This window comes from Ureibacillus massiliensis 4400831 = CIP 108448 = CCUG 49529, assembly GCF_000772965.1.
GTDB lineage: Bacteria > Bacillota > Bacilli > Bacillales_A > Planococcaceae > Ureibacillus > Ureibacillus massiliensis.
In genome coordinates this window covers 1-18,134 of record NZ_JPVQ01000014.1, presented here as the reverse complement: position 1 = coordinate 18,134, position 18,134 = coordinate 1, and the positions used below count along the sequence as shown (strand labels likewise).

Below are 18,134 nucleotides of genomic sequence, written 5' to 3'. Positions count from 1 at the left end.
AGGAGATGTTGATCATGGGTAGAAGTGATCGCTTTACACATGAAATTGTCATTATCACTGGGATGAGTGGGGCAGGAAAGACAGTAGCAGTTCAAAGCTTTGAGGATTTAGGTTATTACTGTATTGATAACTTACCACCCGAATTATTAACAACGTTTTTAGCACTTATGAAAGAGTCGGAGAGAAAAATTACTCGTGTTGCTGCTGTAATGGATATGCGCGGTGGAGAGTTTTTTGACTCTTTAATCGATGCTCTTGATAAGTTAGAAAAAGTAGAAGATCTTGTCACACGCGTTTTATTTTTAGATGCAGATGATGAGACACTTGTTCGACGTTATAAAGAAACACGAAGATCGCATCCTCTTGAACCGAATGGATTGCCTCTTGATGGCATAAAAAAGGAAAGAATGCTCCTTTCTGAACTAAGAGGACGAGCAACTTATGTTTATAATACATCTTCCACGAAGCCAAGAGAACTAAGAGAACGTATTGCAAATGAGTTTTCCAGCTTAGCTGGTCCACAATTTTCACTAAACGTGATGTCTTTTGGCTATAAAAATGGCATACCTATTGATGCCGATTTAGTATTTGATGTCAGATTTTTAAAAAATCCATATTATGTAGAAGAGTTACGTTATAAAACAGGATTACAAGAAGAAGTATCATCATATGTATTAGCAACAGATGAAACGAAAATATTAATTGAAAAACTAACGGATTTATTTAGCTTTATGATTCCTCAGTATATACATGAAGGAAAGTCGCAATTAGTCATTGCATTTGGATGTACTGGAGGACAGCATCGTTCAGTCACATTAGCAGAATATTACGGAAAACTATTTAAACAAAGCTATCAAACTGTAATCACCCATAGAGATATAGACCGCAGAAAGGATTGAAGTAATGAAGAAAAAGAAAACGAGTATCGTAGTGATCGGAGGTGGAACTGGATTATCCACATTATTGCGCGGATTAAAAAAATATCCCTTTGATATAACAGCAATCGTGACTGTTGCGGATGATGGAGGATCTTCCGGACGCCTTCGTGATGACTACGATATTCCGCCACCAGGTGATATTCGAAATGTCATCGCAGCTCTTTCTCATGCAGAACCATTAGTTGAACAAATGTTCCAATATCGCTTCGCTCATTCAGTAGATCTTGGCGGACATTCGTTAGGAAACCTAATGCTTACAGCTCTAACGGATATAACAGGAGACTTTAGCCACGCGATTGCTGAAATGAGTAAAGTACTAAATGTGCATGGAAAAGTGATACCAGCAGCAAATAAAAAAATTACGTTAAATGCTGAATTAATAGATGGCTCCTTTATTGTAGGCGAATCAAAAATTCCAAGCTCCCATTTGCCTATTAAAAGAGTCTTTTTAGAACCAAAACATGTGAAACCGCTTCCTGAGGCGATACGAGCAATTCAAACAGCTGATATTATTTTAATCGGACCAGGAAGTTTATATACAAGCATTATTCCGAATTTATTAGTAAATGAAATTGGCGAGGCAGTCGTTAAAGCAAAAGGGCGGAAGATTTATATTTGTAATTTAATGACTCAAAAAGGTGAAACACTTAAATACAATGCCTGTGATCATGTTCAAGCAATTTATGATCATGTAGGAAAGCCTTGCCTGGATTCGATTTTAGTTAATAACTTTGAATTACCTTCACCGATTAAGGAAAATTATAAAGAAGAGAATGCAGAACCAGTATCTGTGGATGTTCATAAACTGGAAATGATGGGATTAGAAGTCATTAAAAAGGATATCGCCATTATACAATCAGGTGTAGTTCGTCATGAATCAACGAGAGTTGCACAATGGTTAAGTGATTATGCACCTAAATATGTTATTTAGTACTAAGTATGTGATATTATAATTTTCATACATAGTTTGAAAGGGGGGTTATAATGGATGTCATTTGCATCAGAAACAAAGAAGGAACTAACCCAAATTGAAGCAAATGATAGCTGTTTAAAAGCGGAAGTATCCGCATTAATCCGTATGAACGGCTCTATATCATTTGCAAATAGGCAACTTAGTTTAGATGTACAAACGGAAAATGCAGCGATTGCCCGTAGACTCTATACGATTATAAAAAAACTTTATGGATATAATGTCGAATTATTAGTTCGTAAAAAAATGCGACTGAAGAAAAATAATGTATACATCTGTCGGGTTCGTGAGGGTGCACGCGATTTACTAAAGGATCTTGAGATTGTCTCTGAAGATTTTCAGTTCAATCATTCTATCTCGAAAACACTTATTCGTAATAAGAATGAAAAGCGTGCATATTTGCGTGGTGCATTTTTAGCAGGTGGCTCAGTTAATAACCCTGAAACCTCATCATATCATCTTGAAATCTACTCACTATATAAAGAACACGGCGATGCGTTGGCAGAGCTAATGAACACGTTTAAATTAAACGCTAAAACAATTGAACGAAAAAAAGGATTTGTCACATACTTAAAAGAAGCAGAGAAAATATCTGATTTCTTAGGAATAGTTGGTGGATTCCAAGCGATGTTAAAGTTTGAGGATGTTCGAATTGTAAGAGATATGCGTAATAGTGTAAATCGTATAGTCAATTGTGAAACAGCCAATTTAAATAAAACAATTGGTGCAGCTATTAGACAGGTGGAAAATATTCGATTTATTGAAAATGCCATTGGATTGGACCAGTTACCTGAAAAGCTTCGAGAAATTGCAAGATTACGAGTTGAATACCAAGATGTCACATTAAAAGAGCTTGGGGAAATGGTATCGACAGGAACAGTAAGCAAATCCGGTGTCAATCACAGGCTAAGAAAAATTGATGAGATTGCCGAAGCGCTTCGACGCGGTGAACAAGTAAACTAAATTGAAAAAATAAGGAGAACATTATTGTTCTTTTTTGGTAATTTCGATAAGATAAAAATATATATTGATGAACGGTTGTGAAAGGGAGTATATTAAATGGTTGAAACCAATTTAGAAGTTAAGTTGAAAACAGGTTTACAAGCTAGACAAGCGGCCTTATTTGTACAGGAAGCAAATCGATATAAATCAGAGGTATACCTTCAAAAAGATGAAAAGAAAGTAAATGCTAAATCTATTATGGGAATTATGAGCTTAGCCATTGCAAGAGGCACAACAATTACCCTAATTGCTGACGGCAATGATGAGAATGAAGCTATCGAAGGACTTTCTAAAATCATCGAAAAGCAAGAGTAATCAATAACCCAAGATGTAAACGCTCGCAACTCAATGGCATTTTTGGCCAGGAAATGCGAGCGTTTTTATATGTTTAGAAGACAAAAAATCTGCTATTCGCTTTATAAAAGGAATAGCAGATTTTTAAATATGGGTAAGTTCTTATAGTTATTTAATTATTATTTTTCTTCAATAGTAGTAATAATAGTGTCGATTAAACCATATTCTTTAGCTTGCGTAGCAGTCATGAAGTTGTCGCGGTCTGTATCTTTTGCAATTGTTTCAAGTGGTTGACCAGTACGTTCAGCTAAAATACCATTTAATTTATCACGTAAGAATAAAATACGTTTTGCAGCGATTTCAATTTCAGTTGCTTGCCCTTGAGCGCCACCAAGTGGTTGGTGAATCATCACTTCTGCATTTGGTAATGCAAAACGTTTACCAGGTTCACCAGCAGCAAGTAAAAATGCACCCATTGAAGCAGCCATACCGATACAGATTGTAGATACTTTCGGTTTAATATACTGCATTGTATCGAAAATAGCCATACCAGCAGTAATAGATCCACCAGGAGAGTTAATGTATAAAGAAATATCTTTATCTGGATCTTCTGCTGCTAAAAATAACAATTGTGCAACGATTGAGTTAGCAACATTGTCATCAATGGCACTACCTAGCATAATAATACGGTCTTTTAATAAACGAGAGTAAATGTCATAAGCACGTTCGCCGCGACTAGTTTGTTCAATAACTGTAGGAATTAAATTCATAATAAAATCCTCCTTAAAGGTTATAAGTATTCATCTGAAATATTGCTTATTTCAGCTTCATTCATATGATACACAGAATAGTCAAGAAAGGTCAAATATAAACACCTAACTATTTGACCATTAGATTCATTACAATTATTCTATGTTCAACTTATAGAATTTAAAACTATAAATTTCTATTAAATAATTGCAAATAAATATATTACATAAAAGTTGAATTCAAAGTGTAACATTTGTATAATGAAAAAGTCGCATTTAAAAGGTACTACTCATTTGTAAATGTCTTCATGCCCTCGTGGTGTAATGGATAACACAGAAGATTCCGGTTCTTCCGCTGGGGGTTCGATTCCCTCCGAGGGCGCCATTAGTAAATGATACTTTATTAATTTTACCAATTTAATGGGAGTATATACTACTATTTAACAGGTTTTTCTAATTCTTATTTCACTACATATTTTCTATTAATAATGTGAATACTTAGTGAAATAATATTTTTTTTAGAAAAAGGTTGATAATTGTCTCGAAAATTAGTAAATTAATATAGGCTGTAATGATTAATGAATATCAAGTAATAATTTAAACAAACATCAGGCTACAAATCGTTTTGAATTGTAGCTGTTTTTCATTAATCGCATCCTAACATGCCCTTAAAGGGGCGCCATTTTACTGTTTTAAATTATATTTTTCATAAGAAAGACCTTAACTTGATTTCTATAGTTTAGCAGCCTATAGAAATCAAGGGGATGAGAATATGGGATAAAATGTTTAACTGTACCGAAACATTTTATCCCCATTCATTCTAGAATAAACTAGTGATGATAAAAATATCTTTTCATATAAAAAACAATCATTTATGATCGATGATAGAAGTATTATTTTAGTTTTAAGGTTTTAACAATAGCAACCGCCGTACTCAATAGCCTTGAGTATGGCGGTTTTTTGTTTACACTACTTTGTCATTACATATTACTACTTTTAGAATTTTGAAATAGTCATATAGCAATGTTCTATTAGGATAATAAATATAATAGGAAATCTAACATTAAGAGGTGTTGGATACATTAAATAGTATTCATTAAAATTAATAAAAAGTTATTATTTTGAAAATTAAGTATTGTGCAAAAAATGGTTAATAAATATAATGAAATAGATTACAAGTGTTTTCAAAGATAGATATTAGTTTGAAAACAATTTTATTATTTTAGGGGGTTTCATTTATGTTAAAGAAAAATAGTCTTCTTATGTTACTAGTTCTTGCAGCATTAACGTTTGTACTAGCAGCATGTGGAACAAGCAGTGATAATAGTAATAGTAGTGAAGGTACAAATGGATCAGAGCCTACTACTGAAACAGAGGGTACTTCGTCTGAAACAGAAGAACCAGCAGAAACTAAAGAATTACTAGTAGGTACAGATGCTGCATATGCACCATTTGAGTCAATGGATGATAACGGAAATATTGTAGGTATCGATGTGGATATCGTTAATGCACTTGCTGAAGAATAAGCATTAAAGCTGAAGTTCAACATGTAGGCTGGGAGCCATTATTTACTCAAGTAACAAATGGTCAAGTAGACTTTGGTATTTCTGCAATTACAATTACAGAAGAACGCCAAGAAACATTTGACTTTACAGATCCATATTATGAAGCTACTCAATTAATCATTACAAAAGCAGATTCAGGCATTACTTCATTACAAGATTTAAAAGATAAGAAAATCGGTGTACAAATTAACACAACAGGACACTATGCTGCTCAAGACTTACAAGGTCAAGCAAGTACAAATATTTTAACTTATGAAACAACACCAATCGCAATTCAACAAATGATCAATGGTACTGTTGATGCGGTTATCGGTGATAATGCAGTATTAATCGAATTTACTAAAACAAATCCAGATTCAAACCTTATCACAATTGAAGATGATAGCTTTGAAAGTGAATACTACGGATTAATGGTGAAAAAAGGTAATACAGAATTACTAGATCTATTAAATGAAGGTATTCAAAAGCTTAAAGAAAGCGGTAAGTTAGCTGAAATTACAGGTCAAGAGCTTGAATAAAATTGAGTAGGAGTGTTTCAGATGAACATCTTTGATATGCGCTGGGAAATTGTCTGGAACTACCGTGATTTTTTCATTAATGGTATCTGGGTGACGATTGTTTTAACCGTATGTGGTTTTCTTGGTGGTATCATACTAGGGGTATTATTTGGGCTTGGTAAAACTTCGAAAAAGAAGTTGTTTTATTGGCCATGTAAAATATATGTAGACCTAATCCGTGGTACACCGATGCTAGTTCAAATTTTAATTATAGACTTAGCGTTAATACCATCGGTTTTCGGTCAATCATTCGGATTTATGGTTTCAGGTATTGCAGCGTTAATTTTAAATAGTTCTGCATATATAGCGGAAATTATTAGAGCAGGTATCGAGTCGATAGATAAAGGCCAAATGGAAGCTGCACGCTCACTAGGTTTATCACACGGTAAAGCGATGCGTAAAATTATTTTACCGCAAGCATTTCGTCGCATGGTTCCACCATTAGGGAATGAATTTATAGCGTTACTAAAGGATTCGTCACTTGTAACTGTTATTGCAGCTAATGATATTTTATTCGCTGCGAAAATGGCGGCTGGAGCAACATTTAGCTTCTGGGAGCCATATTTAGCTGCTGCATTGTTATATCTAATTTTAACTTATGTATTAACAAAAGTTATTGGAATGGTTGAAAAACGATTTAGCAACGATTACAACCCTCGAAAAAATCGAAGAGAAGGGCGGCTAGCAGCATGAGTACAGTTGAAGGTTTAGATAAAAAAGAACTGGATGCCAAAAATCACAAAAGTAGCCTTATTCGAATCGAAGGTTTAAAAAAGTCTTTTGGTAAGCTTGATGTATTAAAAGGCATCGACTACGATATCGATGAACGTGAAGTTGTTTGTGTTATCGGTCCATCAGGTTCAGGAAAGAGTACATTTTTAAGATGTATTAATTTACTTGAAGAGGTTACAGATGGCTCCATCTATATTGAGGATGTCAAAGTAAACGATCCAAGTACAGATATTAATGAAATTCGTACTGAAGTTGGGATGGTTTTCCAACAGTTTAATCTATTCCCTCACATGATGGTAATTGATAATGTAACAATGGCACCAATCGAAGTACGTAAAATGAATAAGAAAGATGCTGAAGAATTGGCGTTATCTTTATTAGATAAAGTTGGGCTTAAAGAAAAAGCCTACAACTACCCTCAGCAACTTTCAGGTGGGCAGCAACAACGTGTTGCAATTGCACGGGCACTTGCGATGAAGCCTAAAATTATGCTTTTTGATGAACCAACATCCGCTCTTGACCCTGAGATGGTAAAAGAGGTTTTAGATGTTATGAAGCAATTAGCTAATGAAGGTATGACAATGGTTGTTGTTACCCATGAGATGGGCTTTGCCAGAGAAGTTGCCGATCGTGTCATTTTTATGGATGGTGGATACATAGTTGAAGAAGGTAAACCTGAAAATGTATTTGGAAATCCCCAAAATGAACGAACGATAGCATTCTTAAGTAAGGTTTTATAGACAGTTAAAATCCATTCAGTGAAAAATATTCACTGAATGGATTTTTAATATTACCCATGATATGAGCTAGGTATGGGTAGCATCGAGATTTAGTTAGGCATATCCTTTGCTTTGTCTGCTTGACCATACATATTTAACATTGCTTGCATATCTTGAGTAGATAATTGTGGGATTTGATAGTAGCCTTGCTTGTTTTGGTAAAGTGAGAGCTCATAAGCCATCTCAATACAGTTTGGAATGGAATCTTGTAATACACGGCGTACTACAGGGTTTGTCGCTTCTAAAGCGGCTGTCGTTTTACCTGTTGCACTCATTTTGTGGCAGTTTAGCAACCAACCTGAGATAATGCCGTCATTAATTTCATTAGCAGATTGCATCGGTTTTTTTGGTTGACCAGGTGTTAGACCGTATTTTGAATCGTTACCCATTTGCATTTTATAAGAGCGTGTTGGGTGACTAGGGTCTTGTCCTGTTTTAAAGCATTCTGCAGTAATGTTGTACTCATCAAGCATAAAAGCATATTGTCTATCCAAAATATTTAAGAGCTCTTGGTCTTGAACATGAGGACGTAAAAAGATAAAAGTATTTAACGCGCCGATTCCAGCACTTAACACTTCATGAACATCTAGTACTTCATGTGCACCATGATTCATTGAAAGGGGCATATTCGATTGAGTGGATTGAGTTTGATCCATAAAGTTATTGTTCATAAATTATCCTCCTTTTAATAAAATTAAGGTCGTTCGCAGATTAGTTTGTGTAGCTTATTTTTGATTATTCATTGAAAAATTTGATACAATAATTGGTAATAAGCGAGGGGTTATATAAATGATAATAAAGTATTACAGCAGACCAGATTGTTTATTATGCGAAGAAGGTTTTACTGTATTAAAATTAGTTCAAGAAGAGCTACATTTCGATATTGAAATCATTAACATTGAAGAAAACGATCAAATGCATGAAAAGTATATGCTCATGATTCCTGTAGTCGAATGTAATGGTGAAGTTGTGCAATACGGCAATTTAGATTATGTTTCGCTTTACGAAGGCCTAGCAGAAAATTAACAAGAAATAAAAATAAGCTTTATCTTTTAAGGTCATAATGAATGAAGGTTAATATTATCTACTTAAGGTAAAAATGTAGTTGTACAATAAAAGTATTGTTTATTGGAGGTAATTTTATGGCTGTGAAAATTGCGATTAATGGTTTTGGACGTATTGGTAGATTAGTGTTTCGTGAGGCGATGAAACATGATCAATTTGAAGTAGTTGCTGTCAATGACTTAACAGATGCTCATCAATTAGCCCATCTTTTAAAATTTGACTCCGTTCATGGAATCTACGATGCGGATGTGCAATCAGAAGATGATGCATTTATTGTAAACGGGAATAGAGTTAAAGTTCTTTCAGAAAAAGATCCTGCAAAGCTTCCTTGGGGAGAACTTGATATTGATGTAGTAGTTGAATCAACAGGAAGATTCCGTTCAATGGAAGAAGTTTCTAAGCATGTGCAAGCAGGAGCGAAAAAAGCGATATTATCTGCCCCTTCAAAAGGTGAAATGCCTACCTATGTTATGGGGGTTAATCATACGAACTATTCAAAAACAGAGAACGTCATTTCAAATGCTTCTTGTACTACAAATTGTTTAGCCCCTGTGGCAAAGGTTTTAGATGAAAAATTCGGAATTAAACGTGGATTAATGACGACGGTTCATTCCTATACAAATGATCAGCGTATTTTAGACTTCCCACATAGTGACCCAAGACGTGCTCGAGCTGGTGCGGTTTCTATGATTCCGACAACAACTGGTGCAGCGATTGCAGTGGCGAAAGTATTACCACAATTAAAAGGCAAGCTAGATGGGTTTTCGATTCGCGTCCCAACTCCAAACGTATCATGTGTTGACTTTGTAGTTGAATTAAATTCAAACGTAACAATAGAACAAGTAAATGGCGTATTAAAAGATGCGGCAAATGGAGAGCTAAAAGGAATACTTGGTTATAACGAATTACCGCTCGTTTCAATTGACTATAACGGTAATTCAAATTCTTCAACTGTCGATGGTCTCTCAACAATGGTTTTAGAAGATAATATGGTAAAAGTACTTGCGTGGTATGACAACGAAATAGGTTATTCCACACGTTTAATGGATTTGGCACTATATATAGCTGAACAAGGCTTCTAATATAAATGTGTTATACTTTTTGACAAATTGTGAAAAAGTGTAACATATTAAAACTTTTTTTCTATATTAAGTATAGCCTTAATATATTTTTCCATTTATAATGATGGAGGGTAAAAGGAGCGGTGTACACGCCCGCTCCTTATTTTTATTAAATAAATATAGAAATATTAGAATGGTTGATCGCCTTTCGTAAAATTAGGAGGATTTTCTTCATGTTTTCAAAGAAGACGATGAATGATATTGATGTACAAGGAAAACGTGTATTTGTTCGAGTTGATTTTAATGTACCGATGGAAAATGGGTCCATTACAGATGAAACAAGAATTCGTGCTGCGATTCCTACAATAGAACAATTAGTTAACAGAGGCGCAAAAGTTATTTTAGCTTCTCACTTAGGAAGACCAAAAGGTGAAGTAAAAAAAGAAATGCGATTAACAGCCGTTGGAGTACGTCTTTCTGAACTAATTGGCAAACCAGTTACAAAACTGGACGAATCAATCGGAACAAAAGTTGAAGAAACAGTAGCGAATATGAAAGAAGGCGACATTGTACTTCTTGAAAATGTTCGTTTCCATAAAGGTGAAGAAAAAAATGATGAAGAGCTTGCAAAAAGTTTTGCTGCTCTAGCTGATATTTATATAAATGATGCCTTTGGGGCTGCTCACAGAGCTCATGCTTCAACAGAAGGCATCGCAAAATACATTCCAGCGGTATCAGGTTTATTAATAGAGAAAGAACTAGTGGTGTTAGGAAAAGCTCTATCGAATCCTGATAGACCATTCACAGCAATTATTGGTGGTTCAAAGGTGAAGGATAAAATCGGCGTTATTGAAAATTTACTCGATAAAGTAGATCACCTACTAATCGGTGGTGGGCTTTCCTATACATTCAGTAAAGCAATGGGCTACTCGATTGGTAAATCTTTATTAGAAGAAGATAAAATTGAATTAGCACAACACTTTATTCAAAAAGCAAAGGAAAAGGGTGTGCAATTACATTTACCTGTTGATGCAATTGTTGGAAGCGAATTTTCCAAAGATGCTGAAAGAAAAACGGTAGATATCGATAGTATCCCAGAAACTTGGATGGGACTAGATATCGGACCAAAAACAGCTAGTGAGTACGCAGAAATCATTAAAAATTCTAAATTAATCATTTGGAACGGTCCAATGGGTGTATTTGAAATGGAGCCATTTGCAAATGGTACAAAAACAGTAGCACTTGCAATGGCTGAAACAGAAGGTTACACAGTTATTGGTGGTGGTGATTCTGCTGCAGCAGTTGAAAAGTTTGGCGTTGCAGAAAAAATGGATCATATCTCTACAGGCGGAGGAGCATCACTTGAATTAATGGAAGGTAAACAACTTCCAGGTATCGTTGCATTAAATGATAAATAAGGGAGGCTTACTCATGCGTAAACCGATCATTGCTGGAAATTGGAAAATGTATAAAACCTTTGATGAAGCGACTGAATTTGTAGAAGCGGTGCGCGATAAAATTCCATCTGAAGAAATCGTGGACGCAGTAATTTGTGCACCTGCATTATATTTACCTACATTAGTTGATATTGCCTTTGAAACTGATTTAGCAATTGGTGCACAAAATATGCACTTTGAAAATGAAGGTGCATTTACTGGAGAAATCAGTCCTGCCCAATTATCAGCAGTAAATGTTGATTATGTCATTATCGGGCATTCAGAACGTAGAGAATATTTTAACGAAACAGACGAAGCAGTAAATAAAAAAGTGCGTGCTGCGATGAATCATGGAATCGTTCCAATTATTTGCTGTGGAGAAACATTGGAAGAACGTGAAGCAAACCAAACAGAGCAAAAAGTAGAGAAGCAAGTAAAAGCTGCTCTTGATGGATTTACAGTAGAAGAAGTGGAACATATGGTCATTGCTTACGAACCAATTTGGGCAATCGGTACTGGTAAAACAGCAACTGCTGATGATGCGAATACAGTATGTGGAGCAATTCGAAACGTGGTGGAAGAACTATATGGACGTGATACTTCTGAAAAAATTCGTATTCAATATGGTGGCAGTGTGAAACCAGAAAATATTAAAGAATTACTTTCAAAAGAACATATTGATGGAGCACTTGTAGGTGGTGCAAGTTTACAAGTGGATTCCTATTTGAAATTATTGGAGGCGGCAATGTAAAATGCCAAAACAACCAGTTGCATTAATTATTCTAGACGGCTTTGCATTTCGTGATGAAGTATTCGGAAATGCGGTAGCACAAAGCTCAAAGCCAAACTTTGATCGTTATTGGAACCAGTTTCCACACTCAACTCTAATAGCGAGTGGTGAAGCGGTTGGTCTACCTGATGAACAAATGGGAAATTCTGAGGTAGGCCATTTAAATATCGGTGCTGGCCGAATTGTTTATCAAAGTTTAACAAGAATTCACAAGTCCATTCGTGAAGGGGATTTCTTTAAAAACGAGAAATTTATTGAAGCGATTGAACATGTGAAAGCAAATAATTCAAAGCTACATCTGATGGGATTATTATCAGATGGTGGCGTTCACAGTCATTATGAACATCTCTTTGCACTCCTAAAGTTAGCAAAACAACATGGAGTTGAGGAAGTATATGTACATGGCTTCTTGGATGGTCGCGATGTCGGTCCTACAACAGCACTTGGCTACATAGAAGAAACAGAGAAACAAATGAATGAAATTGGTGTAGGGAAATTTGCATCAATTCATGGTCGTTACTATTCGATGGATCGCGATAAACGTTGGGATCGTGTGCATTTATCTTATAATGCATTAGTTGATGGAATCGGACAAACGGCTCCAAGTGCAAAGCTTGGTATTGAAAATTCATACAGTCGTGAAGTGTATGATGAATTTGTCGTTCCTTTTGTTGTAACGGAAGAAGGTAGTCCGGTAGCTACAATTGATTCGAATGACGCGGTTATATTCTTTAACTTCCGACCAGACCGAGCAATTCAATTGTCTACTGTCTTTACAAATGATTCTTTTGTTGGGTTTAAACTTTCAGAAAAGCACCCACAAAATTTAAAATTTGTTTCTTTTACACATTACAGTGCTGATGTAAATGCACTTGTAGCGTTTGAAAATATTGATTTAGTCAATACTGTCGGTGAAGTGATTGCAAGAAACGGATTAACACAGCTTCGTATAGCCGAAACTGAAAAATACCCACATGTAACCTTCTTTATGAGTGGAGGACGTGAGGAGAAATTCCCTGGAGAAGAGCGAATCTTAATTCCTTCTCCCAAAGTAGCTACATACGATTTAAAACCAGAAATGAGTGCTTATGAAGTAACAGAAGCGCTAGTAAGTGAGATACAAGCTGATAAATTTGATGCAATACTATTAAACTTTGCAAATCCTGATATGGTTGGCCATAGCGGTATGCTTGAACCAACGATAAAAGCAATTGAAGCTGTTGATGAATGTTTGGGTAAAGTTGTAGACACGATTTTAGAAAAAGGTGGCGCTGCAATTATCACTGCTGATCATGGTAACTCTGATGAAGTAGTTACTTTAGAAGGTGAACCTATGACAGCACATACAACAAATCCTGTTCCTGTAATTGTTACAAAACAGAACATCGAAATGCGCGATGGAGGCATTTTAGCTGACTTAGCTCCGACTATGTTAAAATTATTAGGACTAAATCAACCACAGGAAATGACAGGTAAACCATTATTTGAATTTGAGAAATCAAACTAAAAGGAGATTGGATCATCATGCCATTTATTACACAAGTTTATGCTAGAGAAGTTTTAGATTCACGCGGTAACCCAACTGTTGAAGTTGAAGTATTTACAGAGTCAGGTGCATTCGGTCGTGCGATTGTTCCATCAGGAGCATCAACTGGCGAATATGAAGCTGTAGAGCTACGCGATGGCGATAAATCTCGTTATCTTGGTAAAGGTGTATTAAACGCAGTAGAAAATGTAAACACAATTATCGCTGAAGAACTAGAAGGCAACTATTCTGTTCTTGATCAAGTAGTTATTGATAAAGCATTAATCGAGCTTGATGGAACTGAAAACAAAGGGAAACTAGGTGCTAATGCAATTCTAGGTGTATCTTTAGCAGTTGCCCATGCAGCAGCAGATTACTTAGATATTCCTTTATACCAATACCTTGGAGGCGTAAATGCAAAACAACTACCAGTTCCAATGATGAACATTCTAAATGGTGGTGCACACGCAGATAATAATGTTGATATTCAAGAATTCATGGTCATGCCTGTAGGTGCTGAGTCTTTCCGTCACGCATTACGTATGGGTGCTGAAATCTTCCATAATTTAAAAGCAGTTTTAAAAGAGAAAGGCTATAACACTGCTGTAGGTGACGAAGGTGGTTTTGCACCAAACCTTGGTTCTAACGAAGAAGCTATTACAGTGATTCTTGAAGCCATCGAAAAAGCTGGCTATAAAGCTGGTGAAGAAGTACGTATTGCACTGGATGTAGCATCTTCTGAACTTTACAACAAAGAAGACGGCAAATATCATTTATCAGGTGAAGGTGTTGTGAAAACATCAGAAGAAATGGTTGCTTGGTATGATGAGCTAACTTCAAAATACCCAATTATCTCTATTGAAGATGGTTTAGATGAAAATGACTGGGCAGGTCACAAATTATTAACTGAACGTATTGGTAAACGCGTTCAATTAGTAGGTGACGACCTATTCGTTACAAATACAAACAAATTAGCTCAAGGGATTGAGCAAGGCGTTGGTAATTCAATCCTTATCAAAGTAAACCAAATTGGTACTCTAACTGAAACATTAGATGCAATCGAAATGGCGAAACGTGCAGGCTATACTGCTGTCATCTCCCACCGTTCAGGTGAGTCAGAAGATTCAACAATTGCTGATATCGCTGTCGCTACAAATGCAGGCCAAATTAAAACAGGTGCTCCATCTCGTACTGACCGCGTTGCGAAATATAACCAATTATTACGCATCGAAGATCAACTAAGCGCAACAGCTCAATATCTTGGATTAAAATCTTTCTATAATTTAAAATAAGTAAGTTTTCGAAATCGGGTTCCGTAGCGGAGCCCGGTTTTTTTATGCTTTTGAGAAGCGAGTAATTCTGGATCATAAGCGGAAGTAGAAAGAGCTTCCGGATTTAGAGAATTCTAGATCTGTAATAGACAAGAGTGGAAGAGAGTTCGAGATAATAGACAAACTGGGGCAGATAATAGACAAACGGCGACGAATAATAGACAAGGGCGGAAGCGGCTTTAAGATAATAGACAAAAGTGGCGGGATAATAGACAAACTGGGGCAGATAACAGACAAACGGCGACGAATAATAGACAAGGGCGGAAGTGAGTTCGAGATAATAGACAAAAGTGGCGGGATAATAGACAAACTAGGGCAGATAATAGACAAACAGGAGTGGATAATAGACAAGAGCAGAAGCGGCTTTAAGATAATAGACAAAAGTGGCGGGATAATAGACAAACAGGAGTGGATAATAGACAAGAGCAGAAGCGAGCTCGAGATAATAGACAAAAGCAGTGGGATAATAGACAAACGGAAGCAGATAATAGACAAAAGCCGAAAAGAGTTCGACTCCCCCTGCATAACCCCAACCTCAATCACAATCACAATCACACCAAAAATAAAAAAGAACCACCCAATCAAGAATGGTTCTTATCCTAACATCAAATCCTACTTGCAATATTTTCTGGAATGATATAGTATCGCCCTTTTTTATCTCCTACAGCTACTAACCCCAACCGCGATAAAATTTTGGAAGCAATTTGCATAGAATCAATTTCAAAAAAGTCACGAAACTCGTTGTTTTTAATGCGATCGTTAATGAGGATTCGATAGTCATCTAATGCTTGATAAAAAGCCTTTTTGTTTTGAACGCCACATTTTGGACAGCACCAAGTTCTGTTTTTATAAATCATTTGAACTTGATAATTACATGCTTCACATAACACGCCCTTTTTAATGCGATCTATGCTGATAGCTGGTTTTGTATCCTTTCTTTTTAAAGAAGACAACAATAACTTAGATAGTTTATTTAAGCTTTTCTCGGTCAGGACAGGTGAATGCTTTGATAGTAATTTTGAAACATGAAATCGTAGACCGCTTGTATGGAAGAAGGGAACACTCTTCGGAACTTGTCCAATGATTGTAGAAGGATTTGAAAAGACAATTGCATATTCAATAGGTAATGTAATTTGCAAATTGGTGAAAAGTCTTTCAAAATATTGCCCATGACGCAAAACTTGAGCTACGGGATCTGAAAAACTTTCAATAACGCCATCTTGTCGGGTACGAATAAATTGATTTTTCTCTTCTTCATAATCAACACGGCCACTCATATGTTTAATATCCAGGATGAAAAGAAATTTCGGAGTGAGGAGAAGTGTGTCAATTTGGTGGGGAAATCCAAATTCATTCATAAGTTCATAATTGAAAAAGAGACTGTGTTTTTCGAGATTGGTCATTTCGAACCAATGTCGATCAACCATTTTTTCACCTTCGAACCCAGCATGTAGACGTTTTGAGACCTCGTAAAAGTAAGGGTAGTCGTCATCACTTGTTTCAAGTCGACGTAATAGCGCATCTGCCACGATGAGTGACTTCGACTTTTCTCGTTCAAGCAATAACAATGTTTCACCTCCTCAAATAGAATAATAATATCCACAAAAAGGAATTTAAAGAAAAAAATAAAAACTGCCCCAAAATATTATTTTGGAACAGTTAAAGAAAAAACAATTAAACATGAAATCTTTATTTCGAACTAGTAACTTCAACCGCAGCTTCGTCCACATTTGAATTTGAATCAGAATCCACGTCATCATCCTGATCCTTATTACTTCCCATTCGACTTGCTTTAGCAGACCAATATGTTGAAAGAATCGGCCCTGAAATATTGTGCCAGAAGCTAAAAATCGCACTAGGAACAGCCGTGATTGGTTCAAAGTGTGCAGTTGCTAATGAAGCACCTAAGCCAGAGTTTTGCATACCCACTTCAATGGCTACTGCTTTTTTGTCTTCATATTTTAAATTAAATAATCTACCTACGCCATAGCCGACTAAATAGCCAAGACCATTATGAAGAACAACGATAGCTAAAATGAATAAACCTGATTCGATGATACGATCGCGGCTACCACTAACTACAGCTGCTACGATTAAAACGATTGCTATAACCGATACAACTGGAAGAATATCAATACTTTTTGCAACAATTGGTTTAAATAATACTTGCGCGATGAAACCTAATACAATTGGTACTAAAATAACTTGAACAACAGACATTAACATTGCCATGAAGTCTACAGGTAGCCATGCACTTGCTAATAAATAGATTAATGCAGGTGTCATGATTGGTGCTAATAAAGTAGTGAAAGAAGTGATCGTTACAGATAATGCCACATTCCCTTTTGAAAGTAATGTCATAACGTTTGATGACGTTCCACCAGGACAACAACCTACTAAAATTACACCAACAGCAAGCTCAGGTGGTAGTTGGAAAGCAACTGCTAATCCAAATGCAAGTAATGGCATAATGATGAATTGCGCTAGAACACCAAGAATTACACCTTTTGGGTATTTAACGACTAATTTAAAGTCATTCAATTTTAAAGTCATCCCCATACCAAACATAACAATACCAAGTAAAGGAGTAATATATGCACTAAGCCACGTAAAGTTTTCTGGAATCCACATCGCTAGTCCTGCAGCTAGTAATACCCATAGGGCAAATGTATCCCCCGCAAATTTCCCGATTTTCTGTAAAGCTCCCATTATTGTGTTACCTCTTTCCTATATATATTTTTGTATTATTATAGTTAAGTAGATTCAGAATTACAACAAAATTCAGAAAAATTAACAGACTATTTTACATGACAAAGTCAATTGTAGATAATTATAGACAATTAATACTGTTAAAATAGTGAAAATGCCAAATTATAAAAATTCCCTTAATAAAAATCTAATCAAGTGAAATACTTAAATTATTGCTATCCAATTGATTATTTGCTTTGAACATTGTCAATGTAGCCTACTTTTGGTATACTATATTTTGTTGTGAAGTTTCTATTTCAGGAGGTGGAGTATATGCACACACTATTCTTAACATTATTACTAATCGACAGCTTAGCACTAATTGCAGTTGTATTATTGCAATCAAGTAAAAGTTCGGGATTATCAGGGGCCATCTCTGGTGGAGCTGAGCAACTTTTTGGAAAGCAAAAAGCAAGAGGTATGGATTTAGTTTTACATAGATTAACGATTGTTCTTGCAGTAATATTCTTTATATTGGCATTATTAGTTGTTAAATTATAATCTGAATAAAAATAATGTGAGCCTAACCGAGCATGGTTAGGCTTTTTTATTGTTAAGGAAATTATAAAATTTCGCTTTGTGGATAACTTTT

17 protein-coding genes, 1 tRNA gene and 1 pseudogene are annotated in these 18,134 nt (G+C 35.7%); 15 read left to right on the top strand and 4 right to left on the bottom strand.

Annotated elements, in window-relative coordinates; all coding sequences use genetic code 11:
• Nucleotides 1-14 precede the first annotated feature (14 nt).
• From rapZ to CD30_RS09180, 4 genes are all read left to right on the top strand, one after another.
• Nucleotides 15-899 (top strand): RNase adapter RapZ, encoded by an 885-nt coding sequence (rapZ, locus tag CD30_RS09195; protein ID WP_036175700.1) that lies wholly within the window; start codon nt 15-17, stop codon nt 897-899.
• Nucleotides 900-903: 4 nt separating this feature from the next.
• Nucleotides 904-1,869, top strand: a complete 966-nt coding sequence (locus CD30_RS09190) for a gluconeogenesis factor YvcK family protein (RefSeq protein ID WP_036175697.1) — start codon at nt 904-906, stop codon at nt 1,867-1,869.
• A gap of 57 nt (nt 1,870-1,926) precedes the next feature.
• Nucleotides 1,927-2,871, top strand: coding sequence for a DNA-binding protein WhiA (gene whiA, locus CD30_RS09185; RefSeq protein WP_036175694.1), 945 nt, complete (start codon nt 1,927-1,929; stop codon nt 2,869-2,871).
• A gap of 96 nt (nt 2,872-2,967) precedes the next feature.
• On the top strand, nt 2,968-3,225 hold the full coding sequence (locus CD30_RS09180; RefSeq protein WP_036175691.1) for an HPr family phosphocarrier protein: 258 nt from the start codon (nt 2,968-2,970) through the stop codon (nt 3,223-3,225).
• Nucleotides 3,226-3,383: 158 nt separating this feature from the next.
• Here the strand turns inward: CD30_RS09180 and clpP are convergent, their stop codons facing one another.
• Complete coding sequence (gene clpP / locus CD30_RS09175; protein ID WP_036175688.1) at nt 3,384-3,974, bottom strand: ATP-dependent Clp endopeptidase proteolytic subunit ClpP; 591 nt, start codon at nt 3,972-3,974, stop codon at nt 3,384-3,386.
• 289 nt (nt 3,975-4,263) lie between these two features.
• Here clpP and CD30_RS09170 point away from each other — a divergent pair.
• The 4 genes and pseudogenes from CD30_RS09170 (at nt 4,264) to CD30_RS09155 (ending at nt 7,547) form a co-directional block, all read left to right on the top strand.
• Nucleotides 4,264-4,338: transfer RNA gene (locus CD30_RS09170), tRNA-Arg, on the top strand.
• 853 nt (nt 4,339-5,191) lie between these two features.
• A pseudogene (locus CD30_RS09165) lies at nt 5,192-6,036 on the top strand (basic amino acid ABC transporter substrate-binding protein).
• 21 nt (nt 6,037-6,057) lie between these two features.
• Nucleotides 6,058-6,768, top strand: coding sequence for an amino acid ABC transporter permease (locus CD30_RS09160; protein WP_036175685.1), 711 nt, complete (start codon nt 6,058-6,060; stop codon nt 6,766-6,768).
• A complete protein-coding gene (locus CD30_RS09155) occupies nt 6,765-7,547 on the top strand; it encodes an amino acid ABC transporter ATP-binding protein (RefSeq protein WP_052126125.1) in 783 nt (260 codons plus the stop codon). The genes CD30_RS09160 and CD30_RS09155 overlap by 4 nt, the downstream gene beginning before the upstream one ends.
• Nucleotides 7,548-7,636: 89 nt before the next feature.
• Here CD30_RS09155 and CD30_RS09150 read toward each other — a convergent pair whose 3' ends face one another.
• Nucleotides 7,637-8,257 (bottom strand): spore coat protein, encoded by a 621-nt coding sequence (locus tag CD30_RS09150; RefSeq protein WP_036175682.1) that lies wholly within the window; start codon nt 8,255-8,257, stop codon nt 7,637-7,639.
• A 118-nt stretch (nt 8,258-8,375) separates the two neighbouring features.
• Between CD30_RS09150 and CD30_RS09145 the strand changes: the two genes are divergently transcribed.
• From CD30_RS09145 to eno, 6 genes are all read left to right on the top strand, one after another.
• A complete protein-coding gene (locus CD30_RS09145) occupies nt 8,376-8,612 on the top strand; it encodes a glutaredoxin family protein (RefSeq protein WP_036175679.1) in 237 nt (78 codons plus the stop codon).
• Between the two features lie 116 nt (nt 8,613-8,728).
• Nucleotides 8,729-9,733, top strand: coding sequence for a type I glyceraldehyde-3-phosphate dehydrogenase (gap, locus tag CD30_RS09140; RefSeq protein ID WP_036175676.1), 1,005 nt, complete (start codon nt 8,729-8,731; stop codon nt 9,731-9,733).
• A gap of 212 nt (nt 9,734-9,945) precedes the next feature.
• The gene (locus CD30_RS09135; RefSeq protein WP_036175673.1) at nt 9,946-11,130 is read left to right on the top strand and encodes a phosphoglycerate kinase; all 1,185 of its coding nucleotides are present in this window, start codon (nt 9,946-9,948) and stop codon (nt 11,128-11,130) included.
• 13 nt (nt 11,131-11,143) lie between these two features.
• On the top strand, nt 11,144-11,899 hold the full coding sequence (gene tpiA / locus CD30_RS09130; RefSeq protein WP_036175669.1) for a triose-phosphate isomerase: 756 nt from the start codon (nt 11,144-11,146) through the stop codon (nt 11,897-11,899).
• Between the two features lies 1 nt (nt 11,900).
• Nucleotides 11,901-13,445 (top strand): 2,3-bisphosphoglycerate-independent phosphoglycerate mutase, encoded by a 1,545-nt coding sequence (gene gpmI / locus CD30_RS09125; RefSeq protein WP_036175666.1) that lies wholly within the window; start codon nt 11,901-11,903, stop codon nt 13,443-13,445.
• A 17-nt stretch (nt 13,446-13,462) separates the two neighbouring features.
• Complete coding sequence (gene eno / locus CD30_RS09120) at nt 13,463-14,755, top strand: phosphopyruvate hydratase (protein WP_036175663.1); 1,293 nt, start codon at nt 13,463-13,465, stop codon at nt 14,753-14,755.
• Nucleotides 14,756-15,399: 644 nt separating this feature from the next.
• Here eno and CD30_RS09115 read toward each other — a convergent pair.
• Together CD30_RS09115 and CD30_RS09110 are read right to left on the bottom strand one after the other, a co-directional pair.
• Complete coding sequence (locus CD30_RS09115; RefSeq protein WP_036175660.1) at nt 15,400-16,362, bottom strand: nuclease-related domain-containing protein; 963 nt, start codon at nt 16,360-16,362, stop codon at nt 15,400-15,402.
• 121 nt (nt 16,363-16,483) lie between these two features.
• A complete protein-coding gene (locus tag CD30_RS09110) occupies nt 16,484-17,503 on the bottom strand; it encodes a bile acid:sodium symporter family protein (RefSeq protein ID WP_084077772.1) in 1,020 nt (339 codons plus the stop codon).
• Between the two features lie 312 nt (nt 17,504-17,815).
• On the opposite strand from CD30_RS09110, the gene secG reads away from it, so the two are divergent.
• The gene (secG, locus tag CD30_RS09105; RefSeq protein WP_036175656.1) at nt 17,816-18,043 is read left to right on the top strand and encodes a preprotein translocase subunit SecG; all 228 of its coding nucleotides are present in this window, start codon (nt 17,816-17,818) and stop codon (nt 18,041-18,043) included.
• Nucleotides 18,044-18,134 lie beyond the last annotated feature (91 nt).

Excerpts from the sequence above, each read along its gene's own strand:
- rapZ (WP_036175700.1), top strand. The coding sequence starts at position 15 with ATGGGTAGAAGTGATCGCTTTACACATGAAATTGTCATTATCACTGGG.
- CD30_RS09190 (WP_036175697.1), top strand. The coding sequence starts at position 904 with ATGAAGAAAAAGAAAACGAGTATCGTAGTGATCGGAGGTGGAACTGGA.
- whiA (WP_036175694.1), top strand. The coding sequence starts at position 1,927 with ATGTCATTTGCATCAGAAACAAAGAAGGAACTAACCCAAATTGAAGCA.
- CD30_RS09180 (WP_036175691.1), top strand. The coding sequence starts at position 2,968 with ATGGTTGAAACCAATTTAGAAGTTAAGTTGAAAACAGGTTTACAAGCT.
- clpP (WP_036175688.1), bottom strand. The coding sequence starts at position 3,974 with ATGAATTTAATTCCTACAGTTATTGAACAAACTAGTCGCGGCGAACGT.
- CD30_RS09160 (WP_036175685.1), top strand. The coding sequence starts at position 6,058 with ATGAACATCTTTGATATGCGCTGGGAAATTGTCTGGAACTACCGTGAT.
- CD30_RS09155 (WP_052126125.1), top strand. The coding sequence starts at position 6,765 with ATGAGTACAGTTGAAGGTTTAGATAAAAAAGAACTGGATGCCAAAAAT.
- CD30_RS09150 (WP_036175682.1), bottom strand. The coding sequence starts at position 8,257 with ATGAACAATAACTTTATGGATCAAACTCAATCCACTCAATCGAATATG.
- CD30_RS09145 (WP_036175679.1), top strand. The coding sequence starts at position 8,376 with ATGATAATAAAGTATTACAGCAGACCAGATTGTTTATTATGCGAAGAA.
- gap (WP_036175676.1), top strand. The coding sequence starts at position 8,729 with ATGGCTGTGAAAATTGCGATTAATGGTTTTGGACGTATTGGTAGATTA.
- CD30_RS09135 (WP_036175673.1), top strand. The coding sequence starts at position 9,946 with ATGTTTTCAAAGAAGACGATGAATGATATTGATGTACAAGGAAAACGT.
- tpiA (WP_036175669.1), top strand. The coding sequence starts at position 11,144 with ATGCGTAAACCGATCATTGCTGGAAATTGGAAAATGTATAAAACCTTT.
- gpmI (WP_036175666.1), top strand. The coding sequence starts at position 11,901 with ATGCCAAAACAACCAGTTGCATTAATTATTCTAGACGGCTTTGCATTT.
- eno (WP_036175663.1), top strand. The coding sequence starts at position 13,463 with ATGCCATTTATTACACAAGTTTATGCTAGAGAAGTTTTAGATTCACGC.
- CD30_RS09110 (WP_084077772.1), bottom strand. The coding sequence starts at position 17,503 with ATGGGAGCTTTACAGAAAATCGGGAAATTTGCGGGGGATACATTTGCC.
- secG (WP_036175656.1), top strand. The coding sequence starts at position 17,816 with ATGCACACACTATTCTTAACATTATTACTAATCGACAGCTTAGCACTA.